We start from the raw sequence: 22,936 nt of genomic DNA, 5'->3' as shown, positions 1-22,936 counted from the left end.
CATGACGAGTGCGCTTGCGGTCCCCTCCCTGGTGGTGGTGCTGACCCTCCTCGTCCTGGCCGCGCTCACGGCGGCCGTGGTGCTGCTCGCGGGTGCCTTGCGGCGTACCCGCGAGGACGCGGAGGCGGTGCTCGCCCGCGCCGCCGCGGACGCCGCGGCCGACGCCGAGGCGCTGCGCGAGCAGCTCGACGAGCTCGACCAGCAGCTGCGCGAGCAGGCCGCCCGGATGGAGGAGGCGGCGCGCGTCCCCGCGGTGACGGTGGTCGACGACCGCGAGTACGTCATCACCCAGCTCGGCGAGCGCAAGCCCGCTCGCGGACCGCTCGGCGTGCTGCCGCTGCCCACCGTCCCCGGCCAGCCGGTGGTCGACGCGATGCTGCGCGAGAGCCTGATCCGCACCGCCTCGCTCGCGGCCGGCGTACGCCGTGCGCTGGCCCCCGAGGTGCGCAACCGGGTGCGGTTCGAGATGAGGCGCGAGGTCAAGCGGTCGCGGAAGCAGCGCCGGCTGCGGCTGCGGGTGGCGCGCCGCGAGCTGCACGCGCGCCAGCGAGCGGAGATCGACCCGGCATGATCGGCAAGGGAGTGGCGTTCGCCGCCGGAGCGGCGGCCGGCGTCTACGCGACGGTCAGGGTGCGGCGCGCGATGGAGGCGTTCACCCCGGACGGGATCCGCGACCGGATCAGCGCGGTCGGCGTCGGCGCCCGGATGATGCGGGCGGAGTTCCTGCACGGCGCCGCAGAGGCGGAGACCGACCTGCGGGAGAGGTACGACCTGGTGGCGGCCCAGCAGGCAACGCAGCACAAGCAGCTCGGACAATCCGAACAGAAGCGAGGCATCGAGTAGTGGACACCGCGGAGATCCGCCGGCGGTTCGTGGCGCACTTCGAGAAGAACACCAGCATCGGCGGGCACACGGCCGTGCCGTCGGCATCGCTGCTCCTCGACGACCCGAACCTGCTGTTCGTCAACGCGGGGATGGTGCCGTTCAAGCCGTTCTTCCTCGGTCAGGAGACCCCGCCCTACCCGCGGGCGGCGAGCGTGCAGAAGTGCATCCGCACGCCGGACATCGAGGACGTCGGCAAGACCACCCGCCACGGCACGTTCTTCGAGATGTGCGGCAACTTCAGCTTCGGTGACTACTTCAAGGAAGGCGCCATCGAGCTGGCGTGGGACCTGGTCACCAAGCCGCTCGCCGACGGCGGCTGGGGCCTCGAGGAGAGCAGGCTCTACCCGAGCGTCTACGCCGACGACGCGGAGGCGCTGGCGCTCTGGAGGAAGGTCACCGGCCTGCCCGAGGAGCGGATCCTGCGCCTCGGCAAGCGCGAGAACTACTGGTCGATGGGCGTGCCGGGCCCCGGCGGCCCGTGCTCGGAGATCCTCTACGACCGCGGTGCGGCGTACGGCCCCGACTTCGACGCCGCGAGCCTCGGCCCGGACATGCCGGTGCCCCTGGAGGACCGGCTGCTGGAGATCTGGAACCTGGTCTTCATGCAGGACGAGCTCAGCGCCGTCCGCAGCAAGGAGGACTTCGACATCGCGGGGTCGCTCCCGGCCAAGAACATCGACACCGGCATGGGCCTGGAGCGCGTGGCGTTCCTGCTCCAGGGCCGCGAGAACATGTACGAGATCGACGTCATGTTCCCGGTGATCGAGCGCGCCGAGCTGCTGACCGGCAAGAAGTACGGCGCCGACCGCGACGACGACGTGCGGTTCCGGGTCGTGGCCGACCACGTCCGCAGCTCACTCATGCTCATCAGCGACGGGGTGAAGCCCGGCAACGAGGGCCGCGGCTACGTGCTCCGCCGGCTGCTCCGGAGGGCGGTGCGCAACCTGCGGCTGCTCGGCTACCAGGACCCAGCGCTGCCCGAGCTGATGCCGATCTCCCGCGACAAGATGGGGGAGACCTACACCGAGCTGGTCACCGACTGGGACCGGATCTCCCAGGTCGCGTTCGCCGAGGAGGACGCGTTCCGCAAGACGCTCGAGGCCGGCACCCAGATCTTCGACCTGGCCGCCGGTGACGTGAAAGCCAAGATCGAGGACGGTGGCTCGCCCGTCCTTCCCGGCGCCCAGGCGTTCAAGCTCCACGACACCTACGGGTTCCCGATCGACCTCACCCTCGAGATGGCGGCCGAGGCCGGCCTGACCGTCGACGAGGGCGGGTTCCGGCAGCTGATGGCCGAGCAGCGCGAGCGCGCCAAGGCCGACGCGAAGGCCAAGAAGGGCCAGCACGCCGACCTGTCGGTCTACCGGGGGATCCTCGACGACAACGGCCCGACGGAGTGGCTCGCCTACGAGACGCTCGAGACCGAGTCCCGCCCGCTGGCGCTCCTGAAGGAGGGCGCGGGGGTCTCCGTCCTGACCGACGGCGAGGTCGGCGAGCTGGTGCTCGACCGCACGCCGTTCTACGCCGAGTCCGGCGGCCAGGCCGCCGACGCGGGCGTCATCGAGTTCGAGGGCGGCAAGCTCGAGGTCCTCGACGTGCAGCGCCCGGTGCGCGGACTTGTTGTCCACCAGGTGCGGGTCGTCGACGGCGAGCTGCCGGCGGACGCCCGCCTGCTGCACGCGAAGGTCGACCCCGAGTGGCGCACCGGCGCCCGACAGGCGCACTCCGGCACGCACGTGGTGCACGCGGCGCTGCGGGAGGTGCTCGGCCCCACCGCGCTCCAGTCGGGCTCCTACAACCGGCCCGGCTACCTGCGGCTCGACTTCGGGTGGCTCACCGCGCTCGCGCCCGAGCAGCTGAAGGACATCGAGCAGGTGGCCAACAACGCGCTGCGGGCCGACCTGCCGGTCGGCTGGCAGTACATGACGCTGTCCGAGGCCAAGGAATGGGGCGCGCTCGCGCTGTTCGGCGAGACCTACGACAACACGAAGGTCCGCGTCGTCGAGATCGGCGGCCCGTGGTCGCGCGAGCTGTGCGGCGGCACCCACGTCGAGCACTCGAGCCAGATCGGCACCATCGTCGTCACCGGTGAGTCCAGCGTGGGCTCCGGCAACCGGCGCATCGAGGCGTTCACGGGCGTGGAGGGCTTCGCCTACCTCGCCCGCGAGCGGGACGTCGTCGCCGAGCTGACCGGCCTCCTCAAGACCCAGCCCGACGACCTGGTCGGTCGCGTCGGCGACCTCGTCGAGCGGCTCAAGCAGACCGAGAAGGAGCTCGACAAGCTCCGGATGGGTCAGCTGCTGGCCGCCGGCGGCGACCTGGCCGCGGGCGCCGCCGACATCGGCGGAGTGAAGGTCGTCGCGCACCGCGTCGACGGCGCCGCCGCGGGCGACGTACGAACGCTGGCACTCGACGTGCGCGGGCGGCTGCCCGGCGACACCCCTGGCGTCGTCGTCGTGATCGGCGCGGCCGAGGGCAAGGTGTCCGTGGTCGCGGCGCTCAACCAGGCCGCCCAGGACCGCGGCCTGTCGGCCAACGACATGGTGCGCGCGGTCGCGCCGTACGTCGACGGCCGCGGTGGCGGCAAGGCCGACGTCGCCCAGGGCGGCGGCACCGACGTCACCCGCATCGACGAGGCGCTGGCCGCCGTGACCGCCGCGGTGGCGAACGCCTAGTGCGGTTCGGTGTCCGGATCGGGGTCGACCCGGGCGATGCCCGGATCGGCGTCGCTCGGAGCGACCCGTCCGGCGTGCTCGCCACGCCGGTGGAGACGGTGCCGCGCGGCAAGGGCGACCTGCGCCGGCTGCGGCGGATCGTCGCCGACGAGGAGGCGGTCGAGGTCGTCGTCGGCCTCCCGCGATCGCTGTCCGGCGGAGAGGGGCCGGCAGCGGGCAAGGCCCGCGAGTTCGCGCAGCGGCTCGCGGCGAAGGTCGCGCCCGTGCCGGTGCGGCTGACCGACGAGCGGCTCAGCACCGTGACGGCGGAGACTATGCTGCGCGACCAACGCAAGGGAGCGAAGCGGCGAGCCGTGGTCGACCAGGTCGCGGCCGTCGTCATCCTCCAACAGGCGCTCGACAGCGAGCGCGCAACAGGTCGCCCTCCGGGTGAGCTGGTCCCCGTCGACGAGGCAGGGACGGCTCCGCCCGAGGGCGTCGAGGAGAGGCATGACTGAACCTTCCGTCCTACCCGGTGACCCCCACGCCGGCCGACCGGCCGGACACCGAGCGGCACGGACGAAGAGGCGCTCGGGCTGCCTCCCGATGCTGCTGGTGCTCCTGGTCGTCGCGGGCCTGGGCGTCGCGGGCTACGTCTACCTGCTGAAGCCGACCATCGACGACTTCTTCGGCGACCCCGAGGACTTCGCGGGTCCCGGCGAGGGCAACGTCTGCTTCCAGGTGATGTCGGGCGACAGCGTGTCGAGCGTGGGCGACCGGCTCGAGGACGAGGGCGTGGTCGCCTCGTCGGAGGCCTTCGCCGACGCCGCCGAGGCGGAGGGGGCATCGATCTTCCCCGGGAGCTTCGCGCTGAAGCGGAAGATGGACGCCGCCGGAGCCGTCGACGTCCTGGCGGACCTCAAGAACGACGGCTGCGTCTCCGAGCTGACGTTCCTCCCCGGCAAGACCGTCGACGACATCGTCGCGCTGCTCGCGAAGAACACCGAGTTCTCGAAGGCCGCCTACAACAGGGTGCTCGACGACCCGGCGTCGCTCGGGCTGCCGCCCGAGGCCGGCGGGAACGCCGAGGGCTACCTCTACCCGGGCTCCTACGAGGTGGAGCGCAAGGACACCCCGCGCACGATCCTGGCGGCCATGGTCGACCGGTGGCACGCGGAGACCGAGGAGCTCGACTTCGCTCGCCGCGCGGAGCGGCTCGGCTACGACCCGCACGAGATGCTGACGATCGCCAGCCTCGTCGAGGCCGAGGGCAGCACGGTGAGCGACGCCGACAAGGCACGCATCGCGCGCGTCATCTACAACCGGCTCGAGAACCCGACCGCCGAGACCGCGGGCTTCCTGCAGATCGACGCGACGATCGCCTACGCCCTCGGCTTCAACCCGGGCGTCGCCCTGACCCAGGAGCAGCTCGAGGTCGACTCGCCGTACAACACCCGCCAGAACAAGGGCCTGCCGCCGGGGCCGATCGAGTCCCCGAGCCTCGACTCGATCGAGGCGGCGCTCAACCCGGCCGACGGCGACTGGCTCTACTGGGTGACGGTGAACCTGAAGACCGGTGAGACCAAGTTCGCCGACACCCACGACGAGTTCCTCCAGTACAAGGCGGAGCTGACCGAGTACTGCGAGAGCTCCGACGCCTGCTGATGCGCTGCGCGGTTCTCGGCGACCCGGTCGCCCACTCGCTGTCCCCGGCGCTGCACGGCGCCGGGTACGCCGCCGTCGGCCTCGACTGGTGGTACGGCGCGGTCCGCGTGCCCGCCGGTGAGGTCGAGGCGTTCCTCGCCTCGCTCGGTGACGAGTGGCGGGGCCTGTCGGTGACGGCTCCGCTCAAGAGGGAGGCGCTCGCGCTGGCGGACGCGGTCTCGGAGCGCGCGGTCCTCGCCGGCTCGGCCAACACGCTGGTGCGCGTCGACGAGGAGTGGCACGCCGACAACACCGACCTCCCTGGTGCGGTGGCGGCGGTGCGGGAGCGCTACGACGGCACTGTCTCCGCGGGCACGATCCTCGGCGCCGGCGCCACGGCCGCGTCCACCGGGCTGGCGCTGTGCGAGCTCGGCGCGTCGCACGTGCGACTGCTGGCACGGGATCCCTCGCGGGCGTCCGAGACGGTCGAGGCCATCCGCCGGCACCCGTCGGGTGCCGAGGTGGAGGTGCTGCCGCTCGACGGAGGCACGGTCACCGGCGAGGTCGTCGTCTCGACAGTCCCGGCCGAGGCCCAGAGCGACGCGGTGGTGGGCCTGTGCGCCGATGCCGGGGTCGTGTTCGAGGTCCTCTACGACCCGTGGCCCACGCCGCTCGCAGCCGCCGCCGCGTCGCGAGGACAGGTGGTCGTGGGCGGGCTCGACCTCCTGGTCCACCAGGCGGCTCTCCAGTTCACGGCCTTCACCGGCGTCCCCGCGCCGCTCGACGCGATGCGCGCCGCCGGTGAGGCCGAGCTCAGGACGCGGAGCCAGGGGTGACCGACCTCGGGGCGGCGCTGACCGGCGTGGTCGCCTGCGGCCTCGCCGGTGCGCTGGCGCCGTACGTCATCCGGCGGCTGCCGGAGCCGCCGCCCGATCCGGAGCCAGAGGAGGGCGTGGAGCTCACGGCGGCACAGCAGGCCCGCCTGGAGGAGCCGTCGAAGGAGCTGTACGCCGACCTCGGCCGCCGAACGTGGGTGCTGCCCGTGTCGGTCGCGGTGTCGGGGATCGCGGGAGGCCTGCTCGGGCTGGTGCTGGGGTGGGACTGGCTGCTGCTCGTCGCCTGGCCGCTGGCGCCGGTCGGCGCGCTGCTCGGCATCGTCGACTGGCGCACCCGGCTGCTGCCCTCGATCGTCGTGCTGCCCGCCACCGCGCTCGCGCTGCTCTACGGCCTCGGCCGGTGGCTGGGAGCCGGGGAGCCGGAGGAGCTGGTGCGCGGCGTGATCGCGCTGCTCGTGGTGCGCTCGGTCTTCTGGCTGCTGTGGTTCATCCGCCAGGCCGGCATGGGCTTCGGCGACGTCCGGCTCTCTGCGCTGCTCGGGCTGGTGCTCGGGTACGCCGGTTGGGGCCCGGTGATGATCGGCATCTACGCGGCATTCCTCGCCTTCGGGGTGCCCGGGCTCGCGCTGGCGATCGCGCGCCGCGACCTGAAGATGCTCAAGCGCGCCTACCCGTTCGGCCCGTTCCTGCTGGTGGGGGCGCTGGTGGGGCTGGTGTGGGGGCAGACGGTGGCGGACGCGATCTACGGCTAGGACTCACTGACCACTATCGGTTGCCGTGGGCGACCGACTGCCGGGGGCGCGGTCGGCGAGCAACGCAAGCCGGCCGGCCGCGTCTCGCCGTACCCTCCGGCAGACCCCGCGCCGGGACCCCCGTGGGACAATCAGCCCATGTTGCGCTGGCTGACCGCGGGGGAGTCCCACGGCCCCTCCCTGGTCGCGATCCTCGAGGGGCTGCCGGCCCACGTCGAGGTCACGACCGACGACATCTCCGACTCGCTCGCCCGTCGGCGCCTCGGCTACGGCCGCGGTGCCCGGATGAAGTTCGAGCAGGACGCGGTCACGATCACCGGCGGCGTCCGGCACGGCCGGACCCAGGGCGGTCCCGTCGCGATCGAGGTCGGCAACACCGAGTGGCCCAAGTGGGAGAAGGTGATGGCGGCCGACCCGGTCGCGCCCGAGGTCCTCGAGGGACAGGCGCGCAACGCGCCGCTCACCCGCCCCCGGCCCGGCCACGCCGACCTGGTCGGCATGCAGAAGTACGCGTTCGACGACGCCCGCCCCGTCCTGGAGCGCGCGTCCGCGCGTGAGACCGCGGCCCGGGTCGCGCTCGGACGGGTCGCCAGCAACTTCCTCGAGCAGGCGGCCGGCGCGAGGATCGTCTCCCACGTCCTCGAGATCGGGGGCGTGCGCACCCCCGGCACCGAGGTGCCGGTGCCCGACGACGTCGCGCGGCTCGACGAGGATCCGGTGCGCTGCCTCGACGCCGACGGCTCCAAGCTGATGGTCGAGCGGATCGACCAGGCGCACAAGGACGGCGACACCCTCGGCGGCGTCGTCGAGGTCGTCGTCCACGGCCTGCCCCCGGGCCTGGGCTCGCACGTGCACTGGGACCGGCGCCTCGACGCACGGCTCGCCGGCGCGCTGATGGGCATCCAGGCGATCAAGGGCGTCGAGGTCGGCGACGGCTTCGAGCTGGCGGCGACCCCCGGCTCCCAGGCGCACGACGAGATCGTCACGTCGGACGACGGGCTGCGCCGTACGTCGGGACGCAGCGGCGGCACCGAGGGCGGCATGAGCACCGGTGAGGTGCTGCGCGTCCGCGCCGGCATGAAGCCGATCGCGACCGTCCCGCGTGCCCTGCGCACGGTCGACGTCGCGACCGGCGAGGAGGCCGTCGCCCACCACCAGCGCTCCGACGTCTGCGCGGTGCCGGCGGCCGGCATCGTCGCGGAGGCGATGGTGGCGCTGGTGCTCGCCGACGCGGTGCTGGAGAAGTTCGGCGGCGACTCCGTCTCCGAGACCCGGCGCAACGTGCAGAGCTACCTCGACACGCTCCGCTACCGATGAGCCCCCGGGTCGTCCTGGTCGGCCCGATGGGGTCGGGCAAGACCACCGTCGGTCGCCTGCTCGCCGACCGCTGGGGCGTGGCGGTCCGCGACACCGACGAGGACATCGAGCGCGCCGAGGGCCGCACGATCAGCGAGATCTTCGTCGACGACGGCGAGGACCGCTTCCGCGAGCTCGAGCGCGCCGCCGTCGCCGCCGCGCTCGACGCGCACGACGGGGTGCTGAGCCTCGGAGGCGGCGCCGTCCTCGCCGACGCGACCCGCGAGCGGCTCGCCGGTCACACCGTCGTCTTCCTGCGCGTGGGCCTCTCCGACGCCGTCAAGCGGGTCGGGCTCGGCACCTCCCGCCCGCTGCTGCTGGGGAACGTGCGCTCGCGGGTGAAGGCGCTGCTCGACGAGCGCACCCCGATCTACGAGCAGGTCGCGACGTTCTCTGTCGACACCGACGGGCGATCTCCGGAGGATGTGGCCGAGGAGATCGCCGTCGCCCTGGAGGGAGTCGCATGAGCGGCACCGTGCTGCACGTGGGCGGCGCGTCGCCCTACGACGTGGTCATCGGGCGCGGCCTCGCCGACCGGTTGCCGTCGCTCCTGGGCGACGGCGTGCAGCGGGTCGCGCTGCTCCACGCCGCCGAGCTCGGCGAGCTGGTGCAATCGGTGCTGGAGGTGCTGCGGCCGTCGTACGACGTGCTCGCCCTCGGGCTGCCGTCGGGGGAGCAGGCCAAGAGCGCCGACGTGGCGTTCCAGTGCTGGGAGGCGCTCGGCGAGGCGGGCTTCACCCGCTCCGACGCCGTGGTGACGTTCGGCGGGGGAGCGACCACCGACCTCGGCGGCTTCGTCGCGGCCACCTGGCTGCGCGGCGTCAAGGTCGTGCACGTGCCCACCACGCTGCTCGCGATGGTCGACGCGGCGGTCGGCGGCAAGACCGGCATCAACACCGGTGCGGGCAAGAACCTGGTCGGTTCGTTCCACGAGCCGGCGGGCGTGCTCGTCGACCTCGACACCCTGCTGACGCTCCCGCGCGACGAGCTGGTCGCCGGGATGGGCGAGGTCGTCAAGTGCGGGTTCATCGCCGACCCGGTGATCCTCGACCTGGTCGAGAAGGACCCCGAGGCGGCGACCGACCCGGCCGGCCCGGTGCTGCCGGAGCTCGTCGAGCGGTCGATCAAGGTGAAGATCGACGTCGTGGTCGCCGACCTCAAGGAGACCGGGGGCTCCGACGGGCACCCCGGCCGGGAGACCCTGAACTACGGCCACACCATGGCGCACGCGATCGAGCGGGCCGAGGGCTACACCATGCGCCACGGCGAGGCCGTGGCGATCGGCTGCTGCTACGTCGCCGAGCTCGCCCGGCTGGAGGGGCACCTCGACGACGCCACCGCCGCGCGCCACGCCCGGGCGTTCGGTGCGGTCGGGCTGCCGACCACCTACGACGGCACCGGGTTCGACGAGCTGCTCGCCGCCATGCGGGTCGACAAGAAGGCGCGCGGCAACACGCTGCGCTTCGTGGTGCTCGACGACATCGGCAAGCCGGTGGTGCTCGCCGGGCCGTCCGAGGAGAACCTGCGGGCGGCGTACGACGTGATGACGGGGGCCGGCCGATGACGCGCGTGCTGGTCCTCAACGGGCCCAACCTCGGCCGGCTCGGCCGGCGCCAGCCGGAGATCTACGGCCACACCACGCACCGCGAGCTCGCCGACCTGTGCGTCGGCTGGGGCGAGCAGCTGGGCCTGGAGGTCGAGGTCCGGCAGACCAACCACGAGGGCGAGCTGCTCGACTGGCTCAACACGGCGGCCGACGAGGAGACGCCCGTCGTCCTCAACGCCGCGGCGTGGACCCACTACTCGCTGGCGATCTTCGACGCCTGCGGCCAGCTGACCGCGCCGCTGGTCGAGGTGCACATCTCCGACCCCAAGCAGCGACCCGAGGAGTTCCGGCACACCTCGTACGTCGAGCCGCACGCGGCGACGACGATCAGCGGGCAGGGCATCGACGGCTACCGGCAGGCGCTCGAATTCATCGCCAGCGGCTCCGATCGGTAGACTCCTCCGCTGGTGCCCGCGCTGCGGCGGCGGCGCCGTACGACCTCGTTGACATCTTTATGAGAAGGCTGGGCTGGATCGCATGGCAACCACGAACGACCTCAAGAACGGCATGGTCCTGCTCATCGAGAAGCAGCTGTGGCAGGTGGTGGAGTTCCAGCACGTGAAGCCGGGCAAGGGCCCCGCGTTCGTCCGCACCAAGCTGCGCAACGTCGAGTCGGGCAAGAACGTCGACAAGACGTTCAACGCCGGCACCAAGGTCGAGACCGCGACCGTCGACAAGCGGACGATGCAGTACCTCTACAACGACGGCACCAACTACGTCTTCATGGACACGAGCACCTACGACCAGATCGAGGTCACGCCGGAGATCGTCGGCGACGCGAAGAACTTCATGCTCGAGAACATGGAGGCGATCGTCGCCACCAACGAGGGCCGCGTGCTCTTCATCGAGCTCCCCGCGTCGGTCGAGCTCACCATCACCTACACCGAGCCGGGTGTCGTCGGCGACTCCGCCACCGGCCGCACCAAGCCCGCCACCCTCGAGACCGGCGCCGAGATCCAGGTGCCGCTCTTCATCGAGCAGGGCGAGAAGATCAAGGTGGACACCCGCGAGGGCGGCTCCTACCTGTCCCGCGTCAAGTCCTGATGGCTTCTGGTGGTGCACGGTCCAAGGCCCGCAAGCGGGCCCTGGACATCCTGTTCGCGGCGGACCTGCGCAGCGAGTCGGCCGTCGACGCGCTCGACCGGCTGATCGCCGACGGCGCGGCGCCGACCAACCCCTACACCGCGGAGCTGATCCGCGGCGTCTCGGAGCGCCAGCAGCGCATCGACGAGGTGCTCGGCCAGTTCGCCGAAGGCTGGACGCTCGCGCGGATGCCCGCGGTCGACCGCAACGTGCTGCGGATCGGCGTGTTCGAGCTGCTCTACAGCGACGACGTGCCCGACGCGGTCGCGGTCTCCGAGGCGATGGCTCTCGTGACCGAGCTGTCGACGGACGAGTCGCCGTCCTTCGTCAACGGCGTCCTCGGCGCGATCCAGCGCGCGAAGTCAACCCTGGTCTGACGCCTCGCCGCGTGCCAGTGTTGCGGCGTGGCTGCCGCAGAGGTCGACGTCGTCGTCATCGGACTCGGTCCGGGAGGTGAGCATCTCGCCGCGTCCCTGGCGCGCGAGGGGCTCTCGGTGGTCGGGGTCGACCGCCGGTTGGTCGGGGGTGAGTGCCCCTACTTCGGGTGCATCCCGACGAAGATGATGATCCGCGCGGCCGACGCGCTCGCCGAGGCCCGACGGGTCGAGGGACTCGCCGGCGTCGCGGACGTCCACCCGCACTGGGACGACGTCGCCGGCCGGATCCGGGACGAGGCGACGGACGACTGGGACGACAAGGTCGCCGTCGAGCGGCTCGAGAAGGCCGGTGCCCGGTTCGTGCGCGGCCACGCCCGGCTCGCCGGTCCCGGCCGCGTCACCGTGCAGACGGCCGACGGCACCCAGGAGCTGTCGGTACGCCGCGGCGTGGTGCTCAACACCGGCACCGAGCCCGCGGTGCCGCCCATCGACGGGCTCGCCGGTACGCCGTACTGGACCAACCGCGACGTGGTGCGCCTGCCGGAGCTGCCCGCGAGCCTGGCGGTCCTGGGCGGGGGCGCGATCGGCTGCGAGCTCGCCCAGTCGCTCGCCCGGTTCGGCGTCGACGTGACCATCGTGGAAGCGGGGGAGCGGATCCTGGGGCCCGAGGAGCCTGAGGCGAGTGAGGTGGTGACCAAGGCACTGGAGGCCGAGGGCATCACGGTCCGCGCGGGCGTCGGCGCCGAGCAGGTGTCGTACGACGGCGCGTTCTCCCTGCGGCTCGCGGACGGATCGACGGTCGGCGCGTCGTCGCTGCTGGTCGCGGCCGGCCGCCGGATGAACCTCGGTGACATCGGGCTGGACACGGTCGGGCTCGACCCGTCGGCGCGCTCGATCGAGGTCGACGAGCGGATGCGCGCCTCTGACGGGCTCTGGGCGGTCGGCGACATCACCGGCAAGGGCGCGTTCACGCACATCTCGATGTACCAGGCCAACGTGGCCATCCGGGACCTGACCGGGGCGGACGGGCCGTGGGCCGACTACCGCGCGGTCTCGCGGGTGACGTTCACCGACCCCGAGGTCGGGTCGGTCGGCATGACCGAGAAGCAGGCGCGCGACGCGGGCCTCGACGTCGCCACCGCCGTCGCGCCGTTGCCGGAGTCGAGCCGGGGCTGGATCCACAAGGTCGACAACGAGGGCCTGGTCAAGGTGGTCGCCGACGCCGGCCGCGGGGTGCTCGTGGGCGCCACCACGGTCGGGCCGGCCGGCGGCGAGATCCTCGGCATGCTGGTGACCGCGGTGCACGCCGAGGTGCCCGTCGCCACCCTGCGCGGCATGCACTTCGCCTACCCGACGTTCCACCGCACCATCGAGACCGCACTGGGCGACCTCGGCCTCTGACGCCGGTCCACCGGGGCCCGCCGGGAGTGTTTCGTCCGACGACCAGCGGTTATGGTCTTCGGACGAAGCACGTCCGATCTCGGGAGGTCTCGTGAGCCAGCCTTCGCACCCGTCCTCGGTGGACGACGCGACCAGCGACAAGCTCTACACGCCGGAGGAGCTCGAGGAGTTCGCCCGGCGCCAGCTCGACGCCGCGCGCTCCGGCGCCCCCGTCGACCCGCTGAGTGACCCGATCGGCGCCGGCAACGGCTCCGGCGCGCACACGGCGGACGAGGCCGGTCACCCTGGTCAGCCCGGTCAGCCCGGTCAGCCCGGTCATCCCGGGGCCGACCCGGCAGGTCCGGGCGTGCGTCCGGTCGCCTTCCAGGTCGTCGAGGTCCCGTCGAGCGGGCCGACCGCCGAGGCGCCGGCCGCGGCCCACGCCGCACCGCCTGCCCCACCCGCGCCGCCGGCCCCGGGGGCTCTCGGCGCCCCGCTCGGCCCGCCGCCGAGCAGCCCCCCGCCGGGCTACGCCCCGCCGACCCAGCACGCCCAGCCGGCTCCGCCGAGCCACCCGGCCCAGGTCGCACCGCAGCCCGCCCCGCCCGCGGCTCCGGTCGACACGCCGGCCGAGCCGCGCCGCTTCATGACGGCCACCGACTTCCTCGACCGCCGCGACAACGAGAAGGAGCTCGGGCCGGCGACGTGGGGCTGGCGGGGAGCGGTCGGCAAGCTGTCGGGCGGCCTGATCCGCCCGAAGATGGGCCGTGAGGAGCTGTCCTGGAACCAGGACCGCCAGCAGATCCAGAAGGACTTCGACGGCCCCCGCACGATCGCGTTCATCAACCCGAAGGGCGGCGCGGCCAAGACCACCGGCGTGCTCGCCGCCGGCTACACCTTCGGCACCGTCCGCGGTGGCGGCGTCGTCGCGTGGGACAACAACGAGACCCGCGGCACCCTCGGGATCCGCGGCATCCGCAGCAGCCACCGCAACACCACGCGCGAGCTGCTCGAGGACCTCGGCCGGTTCAAGGACGTCTACCAGTCGCGCATCGGCGACCTCGGGGCGTTCGTGCGCTCCCAGGGCGACGCCCACTTCGACGTACTCGCCTCCGACGAGCGGCCCGACGTCACCGGCATCATCCACGCCAAGGACTTCGCCGAGGTGCATGCGCTGCTCGAGCGGTTCTACCGGGTGATCCTGATCGACACCGGCAACAACATGCGCGCCGAGAACTGGCTCGCCGCCGCCGACGCCGCCGACCTGCTGGTCGTGACGAGCACGGTGCGCGAGGACACCGGCTACAGCGGGCTGTGGATGCTCGACGCCCTCCAGGACGCCGGCTACACCGACCTCAAGCACAAGACGGTGACCGTGCTGTCCGACCCGAGCGACAAGGTGGACAGCCGCCTCGCGAGCGACCTGGTGTCGGTCTACGAGCAGCGCACCCGGGGCGTCTACCGGGTGCCCTACGACCCGGCGCTGGTCTCCGGGTCGGTCGTGCCCTACCACCAGCTGTCGGAGGGCACCCGCCGCTCGTGGCTGGCCGCCTGCGCCGCGATGGCCGACGCTCTCTGACGCTCCGCCCGTAGAGCCCGGCGCCGGCGGGGTACCGCTCCGGCATGACTGCATTCGGCTACACCCTCATGACCGAGCAGAGCGGCCCCCGCGAGCTGGTGGGGTACGCCGTCGAGGCTGAGCGCCGCGGGTTCGACTTCGCGGTGAGCAGCGACCACTACTCGCCCTGGCTGACCGAGCAGGGACACAGTCCGTATGCGTGGACCGTGCTCGGCGCCGTCGCGCACGCGACCTCGCGGATGGGCCTGATGACCTACGTGACGTGCCCGACCATGCGCTACCACCCGGCGGTCGTGGCGCAGAAGGCGGCGACGCTCGCGCTTCTCTCCGAGGACCGCTTCACTCTCGGCCTGGGGGCGGGGGAGAGCCTGAACGAGCACGTGGTCGGCCAGGGCTGGCCCGGCGTCGCGAGCAGGCACGCGATGCTGACCGAGGCGATCGGCGTGATCCGGCAGCTCCACACCGGCGAGCTGGTCGACCACCAGGGTGAGTACTTCGACGTCGAGTCCGCGCGGATCTGGGACCTGCCGGACGCGCCGGTCGAGATCGGCGTCGCCGTGGCGGGTGAGCGTGCGATCGAGGCCCTCGCTCCGCTCGCGGACCACCTCGTGGCGGTGGAGCCCGACGACGGACTGGTCGACCGCTGGAACGGCACCGCCGGCGCCCCCCGGGTCGGCGAGAAGGCACGCGCGATCGGGCAGATCCCGGTGTGCTGGGCGCCGACCGAGGAGGAGGGCAGGGAGCTCGCCCACGAGCAGTTCCGGTGGTTCGGCGGCGGCTGGTCGGTCAACGCCGACCTGCCGACTCCGGCCGGCTTCGCGGCGGCGAGCCAGTTCGTCCGGCCGGAGGACGTCGCGGCCTCGATCCCGTGCGGGCCGGATCTCGACGCGATCGTCGACGCGGTGTCGGCGTACTGGAAGGCCGGCTTCACCGACATCGCGCTGGTGCAGGTGGGCGACCGCCTGCAGCAGCGGTTCCTCGACGAGGCCGCGGAGCCGCTGCTCGACAAGCTCCGGTCGGCCGCCGGCTGATCGAGCGGCGCCCCGGATCGCCGACGGCTCCCCGGGTACCGACGTCTGTGACGGGGCGGAGACTCCGCCCGGATCAGACGAGCAGAAGGGAGCCCGGTCGTGGGGAACCAGGACAAGCTCGAGAACACCGCCCAGGAGAAGCTCGGCGAGGCCAAGGAAGCCATGGGGAAGGCGTCGGACGACGAGGACCTGCAGGCTGAGGGGAAGTCGGACCAGATGAAGGGCAGCCTGAAGCAGGCGGGCGAGAAGGTGAAGGACGCCTTCAAGTAGCCACCGGCTGACGCGACCAGGGACCCGGCCCCGCCGGGTCCCTGTCCATGTCCGTGTGCCGAGTCGGTCGGACGGCCGGTGACGCGCTAGGGTGAGGACCGTTCGACATCCTTTAACGAGCCGTCCCGTGAGGCGGAGAAGGAGGTCAGGCAGGCCGATGCCTACCGTCCCACAGGCTGAAGACCAGGGCCGAGTCGCCCGCACGGTCCTCGACGCCGGAGACATCTCGCGGGCTCTGACCCGCATCTCCCACGAGATCCTCGAGCACAACAAGGGTCCTGCGGACCTGCTGCTGCTGGGCCTCCACACGCGCGGTGTCCCGCTCGCGAGGCGGCTCGCCGCCAACATCGAGGCCAACGAGGGCACGGCGGTCGCGGTCGGTGAGCTCGACGTCACCATGTATCGCGACGACCTGCGCTCGCACCCGACCCGCAGCCCCCACAAGACCGCGGTCCCCGCCGACGGCATCGACGGCAAGACCGTGGTGCTCGTCGACGACGTGCTCTACTCCGGGCGCACGATCCGCGCCGCCCTGGACGCGGTCTCCGACCTCGGCAGGCCGGGCGCCGTGCGCCTCGCGGTGCTGGTCGACCGGGGTCACCGCGAGCTGCCGATCCGCGCCGACCACGTCGGCAAGAACCTCCCGACCGCGCGCACCGAGAAGGTCAAGGTGCACGTCATCGAGGTCGACGGCGCCGACGAGGTGCTGATCGAGGGGGCGCCGGCATGAGGCACCTGCTCTCGATCGACGACGTCACCTCCGACGACATCCGGCAGCTGTTCGACACTGCCGCCGAGATGCACGACGTGCAGCGCCGGCAGGTCAAGAAGCTGCCCGCCCTGCGCGGCCGTACTGTCATCAACCTGTTCTTCGAGGACTCCACCCGCACGCGCAGCTCCTTCGAGATCGCCGGCAAGTGGCTCTCGGCCGACGTCATCAACCTCTCGGCCAAGGGCAGCAGCGCCAGCAAGGGGGAGAGCCTCCGCGACACCGTGCTCACGGTGACGGCGATGGGCATCGACGGCCTGGTCATGCGCCACTCGGCGAGCGGCGCCGCCCACCAGGTGAGCCGCTGGATCGACGTACCTGTGGTCAACGCCGGTGACGGCACCCACGAGCACCCGACCCAGGCGCTCCTCGACGCCTACACGCTCGAGCGCGCGCTCGGCAGCCTGGAGGGCCGCCACGTCGCGATCGTCGGCGACCTGACCCACAGCAGGGTGTTCCGCAGCAACGTCAAGAGCCTGGTGAAGCTCGGGGCGGAGGTCACGGTCGTGGCCCCGCCGACCCTGATGCCCGCGGGCATCGGCAGCTGGTCGAAGGACGCGGGCTTCGCGATCTCCTACGATCTCGACGACGTGCTGCCGACCGCCGACGCGGTCATGATGCTGCGGGTCCAGCGGGAGCGGATGAGCGGCGGGTTCTTCCCGACCGCGCGGGAGTACACGGTCGGCTACGGCCTGACCCGCGACCGCCTCGACCTGCTGCCCGAGGGCACGCCGATCCTGCACCCCGGCCCGATGAACCGCGGCCTGGAGATCGCCGCCGACGCCGCCGACGCGGCGTCGTCGCTGGTGCTCGACCAGGTGTCGGCGGGCGTCGCCGTCCGGATGTCGGTGCTCTACCACCTGCTGGCGGGGCAGGAAGAGGGAGTGACCCAGTGAGCAACAGCGAGACCGTCCTGATCAAGGGCGCGCGGATCCTCGGGGGCGAGGCGGCCGACGTGTACGTCGCCGACGGCGTCATCGCCGAGCTCGGGACCACGACGACGAAGGCCGACCGGGTGGTCGACGCGGACGGCCTGGTGCTGCTGCCGGGCCTCGTCGACCTGCACACCCACCTGCGCGAGCCGGGCAGGGAGGATGCCGAGACCGTCCTCACCGGGTCGCGCGCGGCCGCGGTCGGCGGCTACACCGCGGTGCTGGCGATGGCCAACACCAACCCGGTCACCGACACCGCGGAGGCCGCGGAGCGGGTGCTCGACCTCGGTCGCGAGGCCGGGCTTGTCGACGTGCAGCCCGTCGGCGCGGTCACCAAGGGCCTCGGCGGCGAGGAGCTCGCCGAGCTGGGCCTCATGGCCCGCTCCCGCGCGAAGGTGCGGGTGTTCTCCGACGACGGAAAGTGCGTCCACGACGCCCGCGTGATGCGGCGCGCGCTGGAGTACGTCCGGGCGTTCGGCGGTGTGGTCAGCCAGCACAGCCAGGACCCGCAGCTCGCCGGCCCGACCGCGTGCTGCCACGAGGGCGAGCTCTCCGGCCGCCTCGGCCTGCCGGGCTGGCCGGGCGTCGCCGAGGAGGTCATCGTCGCCCGCGACGTGATGCTCGCCCGTCACACCGGCAGCCGGGTGCACGTCGCGCACGTCTCGACGGCCGGAAGCGTCGAGGTGGTCCGCTGGGCGAAGGCGCAGGGGATCGACGTGACCGCGGAGGTCACGCCGCACCACCTGCTGCTCACCACCGACCTGCTCGCCGACTACGACCCCACCTACAAGGTCAACCCGCCGCTGCGGCCGGCCGAGGACGTCGAGGCCCTGCGCACCGCGCTCGCCGACGGGACGATCGACGCGGTCGCGACCGACCACGCGCCGCACGCGCGCCACGACAAGGAGCACGCGTTCGTCGACGCGGCGTTCGGCATGCTCGGCCTCGAGACCGCACTTCCGGTCGTGTCGACCGTGATGGTCGAGGGCGGACTGCTCGACTGGGCCGGCGTCGCCCGGGTGATGAGCGAGCGGCCTGCCCGGATCGCCGGGCTCGACCACGGTGACCGCGCCCACGGCCGCCCGATCGCGGTGGGCGAGCCCGCCAACCTGACGCTCGTCGACCCCGCCGCGCAGGTCGTCGTCGACCGCGCCGCGTCGGTGTCGCTGTCCCGCAACAACCCCTGGCACGACCGCAAGCTGACCGGTTCGGTGGTCGCCACGCTGCTGCGTGGCAAGCCGACCGTGCTGGAAGGAGCACTCGCATGAAGCCTGCCCTGTTGGTCCTCGAGGACGGGCGTGCCTTCCGGGGCGAGGCCTACGGCGCCGAGGGCGAGACGTTCGGCGAGGCGGTCTTCAACACCGGCATGACCGGCTACCAGGAGACGCTGACCGACCCGTCGTACCACCGCCAGGTCGTCGTGATGACCGCGCCGCACGTCGGCAACACCGGCGTCAACGACGAGGACCCGGAGTCCCGGAGGATCTGGGTCGCCGGCTACGTCGTCCGCGACCCCGCGCGGGTGCCGAGCAACTGGCGCTCGCGGCGCTCCCTCGACGACGAGCTGCGTGAGCAGGGCGTCGTCGGCATCAGCGGCATCGACACCCGCGCGCTGACCCGCCACCTGCGCGAGCGGGGCGCGATGCGCGTCGGCATCTCCACCACCGAGACCGACCCGGCCCGGCTGCTCGAGCGGGTGCAGGCGTCGGCGGAGATGAAGGGCTCCGAGCTCTCCTCGGAGGTCTCCACGACGGAGGCGTACGTCGTGCCCGCGTGGTCTCGTGACGGCGCTGGGGCGCCTCCTCGACCACCGAGGTTCCGGGTCGTCGCGTTGGACCTCGGCATCAAGGAGATGACCCCGCAGCGCATGAGCGAGCGGGGCATCGAGGTGCACGTGCTGCCAGCGACCGCGACGCTCGACGACGTGCTCGCGGTGCAGCCGGACGGGCTGTTCTACTCCAACGGCCCCGGGGACCCGGCGGCGACCAAGGACCAGATCGGCGTCCTCCAGGGGGCGCTGGAGCAGGGCCTGCCCTACTTCGGCATCTGCTTCGGCAACCAGCTGTTCGGGCGGGCGCTCGGCTTCGGCACCTACAAGCTGAAGTACGGGCACCGCGGCATCAACCAGCCGGTCATGGACCGCACGACCGGCAAGGTCGAGGTGACCGCCCACAACCACGGCTTCGCGGTCGACGCCCCGCTCGACGAGCCGACGGAGACGCCGTACGGCGTGGCCTCGGTGAGCCACGTCTGCCTCAACGACGACGTGGTCGAGGGCCTCGAGCTGCGCGACGCCGACGGCAACCTGAAGAGCTTCTCCGTCCAGTACCACCCGGAGGCCGCGGCCGGACCGCACGACGCGGCCTACCTGTTCGACCGATTCTGCGACCTCATGGGAGGCGGCGCCTGATGCCGAAGCGCGACGACATCAAGTCGATCCTCGTGATCGGCTCGGGGCCGATCATCATCGGCCAGGCCTGCGAGTTCGACTACTCGGGCACCCAGGCCTGCCGCGTGCTGAAGGAGGAGGGCTTCCGGGTCATCCTCATCAACTCCAACCCGGCCACGATCATGACCGACCCGGAGTTCGCGGACGCGACGTACGTCGAGCCGATCACGCCGGAGTTCGTCGAGAAGGTCATCGCCAAGGAGCGTCCCGACGCGCTACTACCGACGCTGGGCGGCCAGACCGCCCTCAACGCGGCGATCGCGATGCACGAGAACGGCGTGCTCGAGAAGTACGACGTCGAGATCATCGGCGCGAGCATCGAGGCGATCCACCGCGGCGAGAACCGCGAGAAGTTCAACGCGATCGTCGACAAGGTCGGGGGAGAGGTCGCGCGCAGCGTGATCTGCCACTCGATGGACGACTGCCTCCAGGCGGTGCAGACCCTCGGCAGCTATCCGGTCGTGATCCGGCCGTCGTTCACGATGGGCGGTACCGGCTCGGGCATCGCCTACGACGAGGCCGACCTGCGCCGCATCGCCGGCGCCGGCCTCGCCGCCAGCCCCACCACCGAGGTGCTCCTCGAGGAGTCGATCCTCGGCTGGAAGGAGTACGAGCTGGAGGTGATGCGCGACAAGGCCGACAACGTCGTCATCGTCTGCTCGATCGAGAACTTCGACCCGATGGGGGTCCACACCGGCGACTCGATCACCGTCGCGCCCGCCATGACGCTGACCGACCGCGAGTACCAGCACCTGCGCGACCTCGCGATCGGCATCATCCGCGAGGTCGGCGTCGACACCGGCGGCTGCAACATCCAGTACGCCGTCAACCCGGCCGACGGGCGGGTCATCGTGATCGAGATGAATCCTCGCGTCTCCCGGTCGAGCGCGCTCGCGTCGAAGGCCACCGGCTTCCCGATCGCGAAGATCGCGGCCAAGGTCGCGGTCGGCTACACGCTCGACGAGATCCCCAACGACATCACCGAGGAGACGCCGGCGAGCTTCGAGCCGACGCTCGACTACGTGGTCGTGAAGGTGCCGCGGTTCGCGTTCGAGAAGTTCCCGACGGCCGACCCGATGCTCACGACCCACATGAAGTCGGTCGGCGAGGCCATGGCGATCGGCCGCAACTTCACCGAGGCGCTCAACAAGGCGCTGCGGTCGCTGGAGAACAAGGCGGCGCCCTTCGACTTCTCACCTCTGGACGGGTCTCGTGACGGCGCTGGGGCGCCTCCTCGACCGACGGTGGGCGAGCTGCTCGAGGCGTCGAAGGTGCCACACGACGGGCGGCTCCAGAAGGTGATGCAGGCGATCCGTGCCGGCGCGACCCAGGAGCAGGTCCACGACGCCACGAAGATCGACCCGTGGTTCGTCGACCAGCTGTTCCTCATCCACGAGGTCGCGGAGAAGCTGGCCGCCGCCGAGGTCCTCGACGAGCACAGCCTGCGCCAGGCCAAGCGGCACGGGTTCTCCGACGCGCAGGTCGCCCAGATCCGGGGCATCAGCGAGGCCGAGGTCCGCAGCATCCGCCAGGTGCTCGGCGTCCGGCCGGTCTACAAGACCGTCGACACGTGCGCGGCCGAGTTCGCGGCACGCACGCCGTACCACTACTCGTCCTACGACGAGGAGACCGAGGTGCAGCCCCGCGCCGAGGGCAAGAAGGCCGTGATCATCCTCGGCTCCGGGCCCAACCGCATCGGCCAGGGCATCGAGTTCGACTACTCGTGCGTGCACGCCTCGCTGGCGCTCGCCGAGGCCGGCTACGAGACCGTGATGGTCAACTGCAACCCCGAGACCGTGTCGACCGATTACGACACCTCCGACCGGCTCTACTTCGAGCCGCTCACGCTCGAGGACGTGCTCGAGGTCTACGCCGCGGAGGTGGCCGCCGGGCCGGTCGCCGGCGTGATCGCCACGCTGGGCGGGCAGACGCCGCTCGGCCTCGCGCAAGGCCTCGAGGACGCGGGAGTGCCGATCGTCGGTACGTCGCCGGCGGCGATCGACCTGGCCGAGGAGCGCGGCGCGTTCGGCCGCGTGCTCGCCGAGGCCGGTCTCACCGCGCCCAAGCACGGCACCGCGGTGTCCTACGACGAGGCGGTCGCGATCGCCCGTGAGATCGGCTATCCGGTGCTGGTGCGGCCGTCCTACGTGCTCGGCGGGCGCGGCATGCAGATCGTCTACTCCGACGAGGACCTCCGCTCCTACATCGAGGCGGCCACCGAGATCAGTCCGGATCGTCCTGTGCTGGTCGACCGGTTCGTCGACGACGCGGTCGAGATCGACGTCGACGCGCTCTACGACGGCACCGACCTGTTCCTGGGTGGCGTGATGGAGCACATCGAGGAGGCCGGCATCCACTCCGGCGACTCCTCGTGCGCGCTGCCGCCGATCACCTTGGGCGCCTCGGAGATCCAACGGATCCGCGAGGCGACCGAGGGCATCGCCAAGGGCGTCGGCGTGCAGGGCCTCATCAACATCCAGTTCGCGCTCGGGTCCGACGTGCTCTACGTGCTCGAGGCCAACCCGCGGGCCAGCCGCACGGTCCCGTTCGTGTCGAAGGCGACCGGTACGCCGCTGGCCAAGGCGGCCGCGCGCGTGATGCTGGGCGAGTCGATCGCGGGCCTGCGGGCCGCGGGTGTGCTGCCCGCCGAGGGCGACGGCGGCACGCTGCCGGCCGACGCCCCGATCGCGGTGAAGGAGGCGGTGCTGCCGTTCAACCGGTTCCGCACCAAGGACGGGCAGTTCGTCGACACCGTGCTCGGGCCGGAGATGAAGTCGACCGGCGAGGTGATGGGCTTCGACGCCGACTTCGCCACCGCGTTCTCGAAGTCGCAGGCGGCGGCCTACGGCTCGTTGCCGACCACCGGGACGGTGTTCGTCTCGATGGCCAACCGCGACAAGCGCAACATGATCTTCCCGATCCGGATCCTGACCGAGTACGGATTCGAGATCCTCGCCACCCAGGGCACCGCCGAGGTGCTGCGGCGCAACGGCATCTCCGCGACCGTGGTCCGCAAGCACTTCGAGGGTCCCGGCCCGGAGGGCGAGAAGACCACGGTGCAGATGATCCTCGACGGTGAGATCGACCTGATCGTCAACACGCCGCACGGCTCGGGCGGCGGCAGCGCCCGCATCGACGGCTACGAGATCCGCTCCGCCGCGGTGCTGACGGGCATCCCGTGCATCACGACGGTGCAAGGCCTGGCGGCCGCGGTGCAGGGCATCGCCGCGGTGCGCGGCGGCGGGATCGGGGTGCGGTCGCTTCAGGAGTGGTCGGACCGGAATCCCGGTGGTTGAGGTGCGACGAGCGACGCGAGGAGCCTCGAAACCCTAC

Annotated in this window: 22 protein-coding genes; all 22 read left to right on the top strand. The window is 72.0% G+C overall.

Features of this window, described 5'->3' with window-relative positions; all coding sequences use genetic code 11:
• Position 1: 1 nt before the first annotated feature.
• The 22 genes from HNR19_RS11495 to carB all read left to right on the top strand — a co-directional run bounded on the left by HNR19_RS11495 (position 2) and on the right by carB (position 22,899).
• Positions 2-571 (top strand): hypothetical protein, encoded by a 570-nt coding sequence (locus HNR19_RS11495; RefSeq protein ID WP_179668046.1) that lies wholly within the window; start codon positions 2-4, stop codon positions 569-571.
• On the top strand, positions 568-843 hold the full coding sequence (locus HNR19_RS11490) for a DUF6167 family protein (RefSeq protein ID WP_179668045.1): 276 nt from the start codon (positions 568-570) through the stop codon (positions 841-843). Before HNR19_RS11495 ends, HNR19_RS11490 begins: the two co-directional genes overlap by 4 nt.
• Positions 843-3,560 carry an alanine--tRNA ligase gene (gene alaS / locus HNR19_RS11485; protein ID WP_179668044.1) on the top strand — a complete coding sequence of 906 codons (2,718 nt, stop codon included), beginning with the start codon at positions 843-845 and terminating at the stop codon, positions 3,558-3,560. The genes HNR19_RS11490 and alaS overlap by 1 nt, the downstream gene beginning before the upstream one ends.
• Positions 3,560-4,057: a Holliday junction resolvase RuvX gene (gene ruvX, locus HNR19_RS11480; protein ID WP_179668043.1), complete on the top strand. Its 498-nt coding sequence runs from the start codon at positions 3,560-3,562 to the stop codon at positions 4,055-4,057. Before alaS ends, ruvX begins: the two co-directional genes overlap by 1 nt.
• On the top strand, positions 4,050-5,204 hold the full coding sequence (gene mltG, locus HNR19_RS11475) for an endolytic transglycosylase MltG (RefSeq protein WP_179668042.1): 1,155 nt from the start codon (positions 4,050-4,052) through the stop codon (positions 5,202-5,204). Before ruvX ends, mltG begins: the two co-directional genes overlap by 8 nt.
• Positions 5,204-6,019 (top strand): shikimate dehydrogenase, encoded by an 816-nt coding sequence (locus HNR19_RS11470; RefSeq protein WP_179668041.1) that lies wholly within the window; start codon positions 5,204-5,206, stop codon positions 6,017-6,019. The genes mltG and HNR19_RS11470 overlap by 1 nt, the downstream gene beginning before the upstream one ends.
• A complete protein-coding gene (locus HNR19_RS23535; protein ID WP_179668040.1) occupies positions 6,016-6,771 on the top strand; it encodes a prepilin peptidase in 756 nt (251 codons plus the stop codon). The genes HNR19_RS11470 and HNR19_RS23535 overlap by 4 nt, the downstream gene beginning before the upstream one ends.
• Before the next feature lie 138 nt (positions 6,772-6,909).
• Positions 6,910-8,088, top strand: a complete 1,179-nt coding sequence (aroC, locus tag HNR19_RS11460; protein WP_179668039.1) for a chorismate synthase — start codon at positions 6,910-6,912, stop codon at positions 8,086-8,088.
• On the top strand, positions 8,085-8,594 hold the full coding sequence (locus tag HNR19_RS11455; RefSeq protein WP_218910217.1) for a shikimate kinase: 510 nt from the start codon (positions 8,085-8,087) through the stop codon (positions 8,592-8,594). The genes aroC and HNR19_RS11455 overlap by 4 nt, the downstream gene beginning before the upstream one ends.
• The gene (gene aroB, locus HNR19_RS11450) at positions 8,591-9,691 is read left to right on the top strand and encodes a 3-dehydroquinate synthase (protein ID WP_179668038.1); all 1,101 of its coding nucleotides are present in this window, start codon (positions 8,591-8,593) and stop codon (positions 9,689-9,691) included. Before HNR19_RS11455 ends, aroB begins: the two co-directional genes overlap by 4 nt.
• Positions 9,688-10,128: a type II 3-dehydroquinate dehydratase gene (locus tag HNR19_RS11445; RefSeq protein ID WP_179668037.1), complete on the top strand. Its 441-nt coding sequence runs from the start codon at positions 9,688-9,690 to the stop codon at positions 10,126-10,128. Before aroB ends, HNR19_RS11445 begins: the two co-directional genes overlap by 4 nt.
• Positions 10,129-10,210: 82 nt before the next feature.
• Positions 10,211-10,777, top strand: coding sequence for an elongation factor P (gene efp / locus HNR19_RS11440; protein WP_179668036.1), 567 nt, complete (start codon positions 10,211-10,213; stop codon positions 10,775-10,777).
• A complete protein-coding gene (gene nusB, locus HNR19_RS11435) occupies positions 10,777-11,193 on the top strand; it encodes a transcription antitermination factor NusB (protein WP_179668035.1) in 417 nt (138 codons plus the stop codon). The genes efp and nusB overlap by 1 nt, the downstream gene beginning before the upstream one ends.
• Positions 11,194-11,220: 27 nt before the next feature.
• On the top strand, positions 11,221-12,594 hold the full coding sequence (locus HNR19_RS23530; RefSeq protein ID WP_179668034.1) for an FAD-dependent oxidoreductase: 1,374 nt from the start codon (positions 11,221-11,223) through the stop codon (positions 12,592-12,594).
• A gap of 91 nt (positions 12,595-12,685) precedes the next feature.
• Positions 12,686-14,152 carry a MinD/ParA family ATP-binding protein gene (locus HNR19_RS11425; protein ID WP_343047159.1) on the top strand — a complete coding sequence of 489 codons (1,467 nt, stop codon included), beginning with the start codon at positions 12,686-12,688 and terminating at the stop codon, positions 14,150-14,152.
• Positions 14,153-14,196: 44 nt separating this feature from the next.
• Entirely contained in the window at positions 14,197-15,183 is a 987-nt protein-coding gene (locus tag HNR19_RS11420) for a TIGR03557 family F420-dependent LLM class oxidoreductase (protein ID WP_179668033.1), read from the top strand.
• Between the two features lie 99 nt (positions 15,184-15,282).
• A complete protein-coding gene (locus tag HNR19_RS11415) occupies positions 15,283-15,453 on the top strand; it encodes a CsbD family protein (protein WP_179668032.1) in 171 nt (56 codons plus the stop codon).
• Between the two features lie 157 nt (positions 15,454-15,610).
• Positions 15,611-16,183 (top strand): bifunctional pyr operon transcriptional regulator/uracil phosphoribosyltransferase PyrR, encoded by a 573-nt coding sequence (gene pyrR, locus HNR19_RS11410; protein ID WP_179668031.1) that lies wholly within the window; start codon positions 15,611-15,613, stop codon positions 16,181-16,183.
• Positions 16,180-17,118, top strand: coding sequence for an aspartate carbamoyltransferase catalytic subunit (locus HNR19_RS11405; RefSeq protein WP_179668030.1), 939 nt, complete (start codon positions 16,180-16,182; stop codon positions 17,116-17,118). The genes pyrR and HNR19_RS11405 overlap by 4 nt, the downstream gene beginning before the upstream one ends.
• Entirely contained in the window at positions 17,115-18,422 is a 1,308-nt protein-coding gene (locus HNR19_RS11400; RefSeq protein ID WP_179668029.1) for a dihydroorotase, read from the top strand. The genes HNR19_RS11405 and HNR19_RS11400 overlap by 4 nt, the downstream gene beginning before the upstream one ends.
• Positions 18,419-19,564 (top strand): glutamine-hydrolyzing carbamoyl-phosphate synthase small subunit, encoded by a 1,146-nt coding sequence (gene carA, locus HNR19_RS11395; protein WP_179668028.1) that lies wholly within the window; start codon positions 18,419-18,421, stop codon positions 19,562-19,564. The genes HNR19_RS11400 and carA overlap by 4 nt, the downstream gene beginning before the upstream one ends.
• Positions 19,564-22,899, top strand: a complete 3,336-nt coding sequence (gene carB, locus HNR19_RS11390) for a carbamoyl-phosphate synthase large subunit (RefSeq protein ID WP_179668027.1) — start codon at positions 19,564-19,566, stop codon at positions 22,897-22,899. The genes carA and carB overlap by 1 nt, the downstream gene beginning before the upstream one ends.
• The last annotated feature ends 37 nt before the right edge of the window (positions 22,900-22,936 follow it).

It is taken from the genome of Nocardioides thalensis (genome assembly GCF_013410655.1).
Classification (GTDB): Bacteria; Actinomycetota; Actinomycetes; order Propionibacteriales; family Nocardioidaceae; genus Nocardioides; species Nocardioides thalensis.
Note: the sequence above shows the minus strand (reverse complement) of the source record. Positions and strands in the feature narration are given on the sequence as shown.

Bases quoted from the DNA above. Each gene is read 5' to 3' on its own strand.
- HNR19_RS11495 (WP_179668046.1), top strand. From the start codon at position 2: ATGACGAGTGCGCTTGCGGTCCCCTCCCTGGTGGTGGTGCTGACCCTC.
- HNR19_RS11490 (WP_179668045.1), top strand. From the start codon at position 568: ATGATCGGCAAGGGAGTGGCGTTCGCCGCCGGAGCGGCGGCCGGCGTC.
- mltG (WP_179668042.1), top strand. From the start codon at position 4,050: ATGACTGAACCTTCCGTCCTACCCGGTGACCCCCACGCCGGCCGACCG.
- HNR19_RS11470 (WP_179668041.1), top strand. From the start codon at position 5,204: ATGCGCTGCGCGGTTCTCGGCGACCCGGTCGCCCACTCGCTGTCCCCG.
- aroC (WP_179668039.1), top strand. From the start codon at position 6,910: ATGTTGCGCTGGCTGACCGCGGGGGAGTCCCACGGCCCCTCCCTGGTC.
- HNR19_RS11455 (WP_218910217.1), top strand. From the start codon at position 8,085: ATGAGCCCCCGGGTCGTCCTGGTCGGCCCGATGGGGTCGGGCAAGACC.
- aroB (WP_179668038.1), top strand. From the start codon at position 8,591: ATGAGCGGCACCGTGCTGCACGTGGGCGGCGCGTCGCCCTACGACGTG.
- HNR19_RS11445 (WP_179668037.1), top strand. From the start codon at position 9,688: ATGACGCGCGTGCTGGTCCTCAACGGGCCCAACCTCGGCCGGCTCGGC.
- efp (WP_179668036.1), top strand. From the start codon at position 10,211: ATGGCAACCACGAACGACCTCAAGAACGGCATGGTCCTGCTCATCGAG.
- nusB (WP_179668035.1), top strand. From the start codon at position 10,777: ATGGCTTCTGGTGGTGCACGGTCCAAGGCCCGCAAGCGGGCCCTGGAC.
- HNR19_RS11420 (WP_179668033.1), top strand. From the start codon at position 14,197: ATGACTGCATTCGGCTACACCCTCATGACCGAGCAGAGCGGCCCCCGC.
- pyrR (WP_179668031.1), top strand. From the start codon at position 15,611: ATGCCTACCGTCCCACAGGCTGAAGACCAGGGCCGAGTCGCCCGCACG.
- HNR19_RS11405 (WP_179668030.1), top strand. From the start codon at position 16,180: ATGAGGCACCTGCTCTCGATCGACGACGTCACCTCCGACGACATCCGG.
- carA (WP_179668028.1), top strand. From the start codon at position 18,419: ATGAAGCCTGCCCTGTTGGTCCTCGAGGACGGGCGTGCCTTCCGGGGC.
- carB (WP_179668027.1), top strand. From the start codon at position 19,564: ATGCCGAAGCGCGACGACATCAAGTCGATCCTCGTGATCGGCTCGGGG.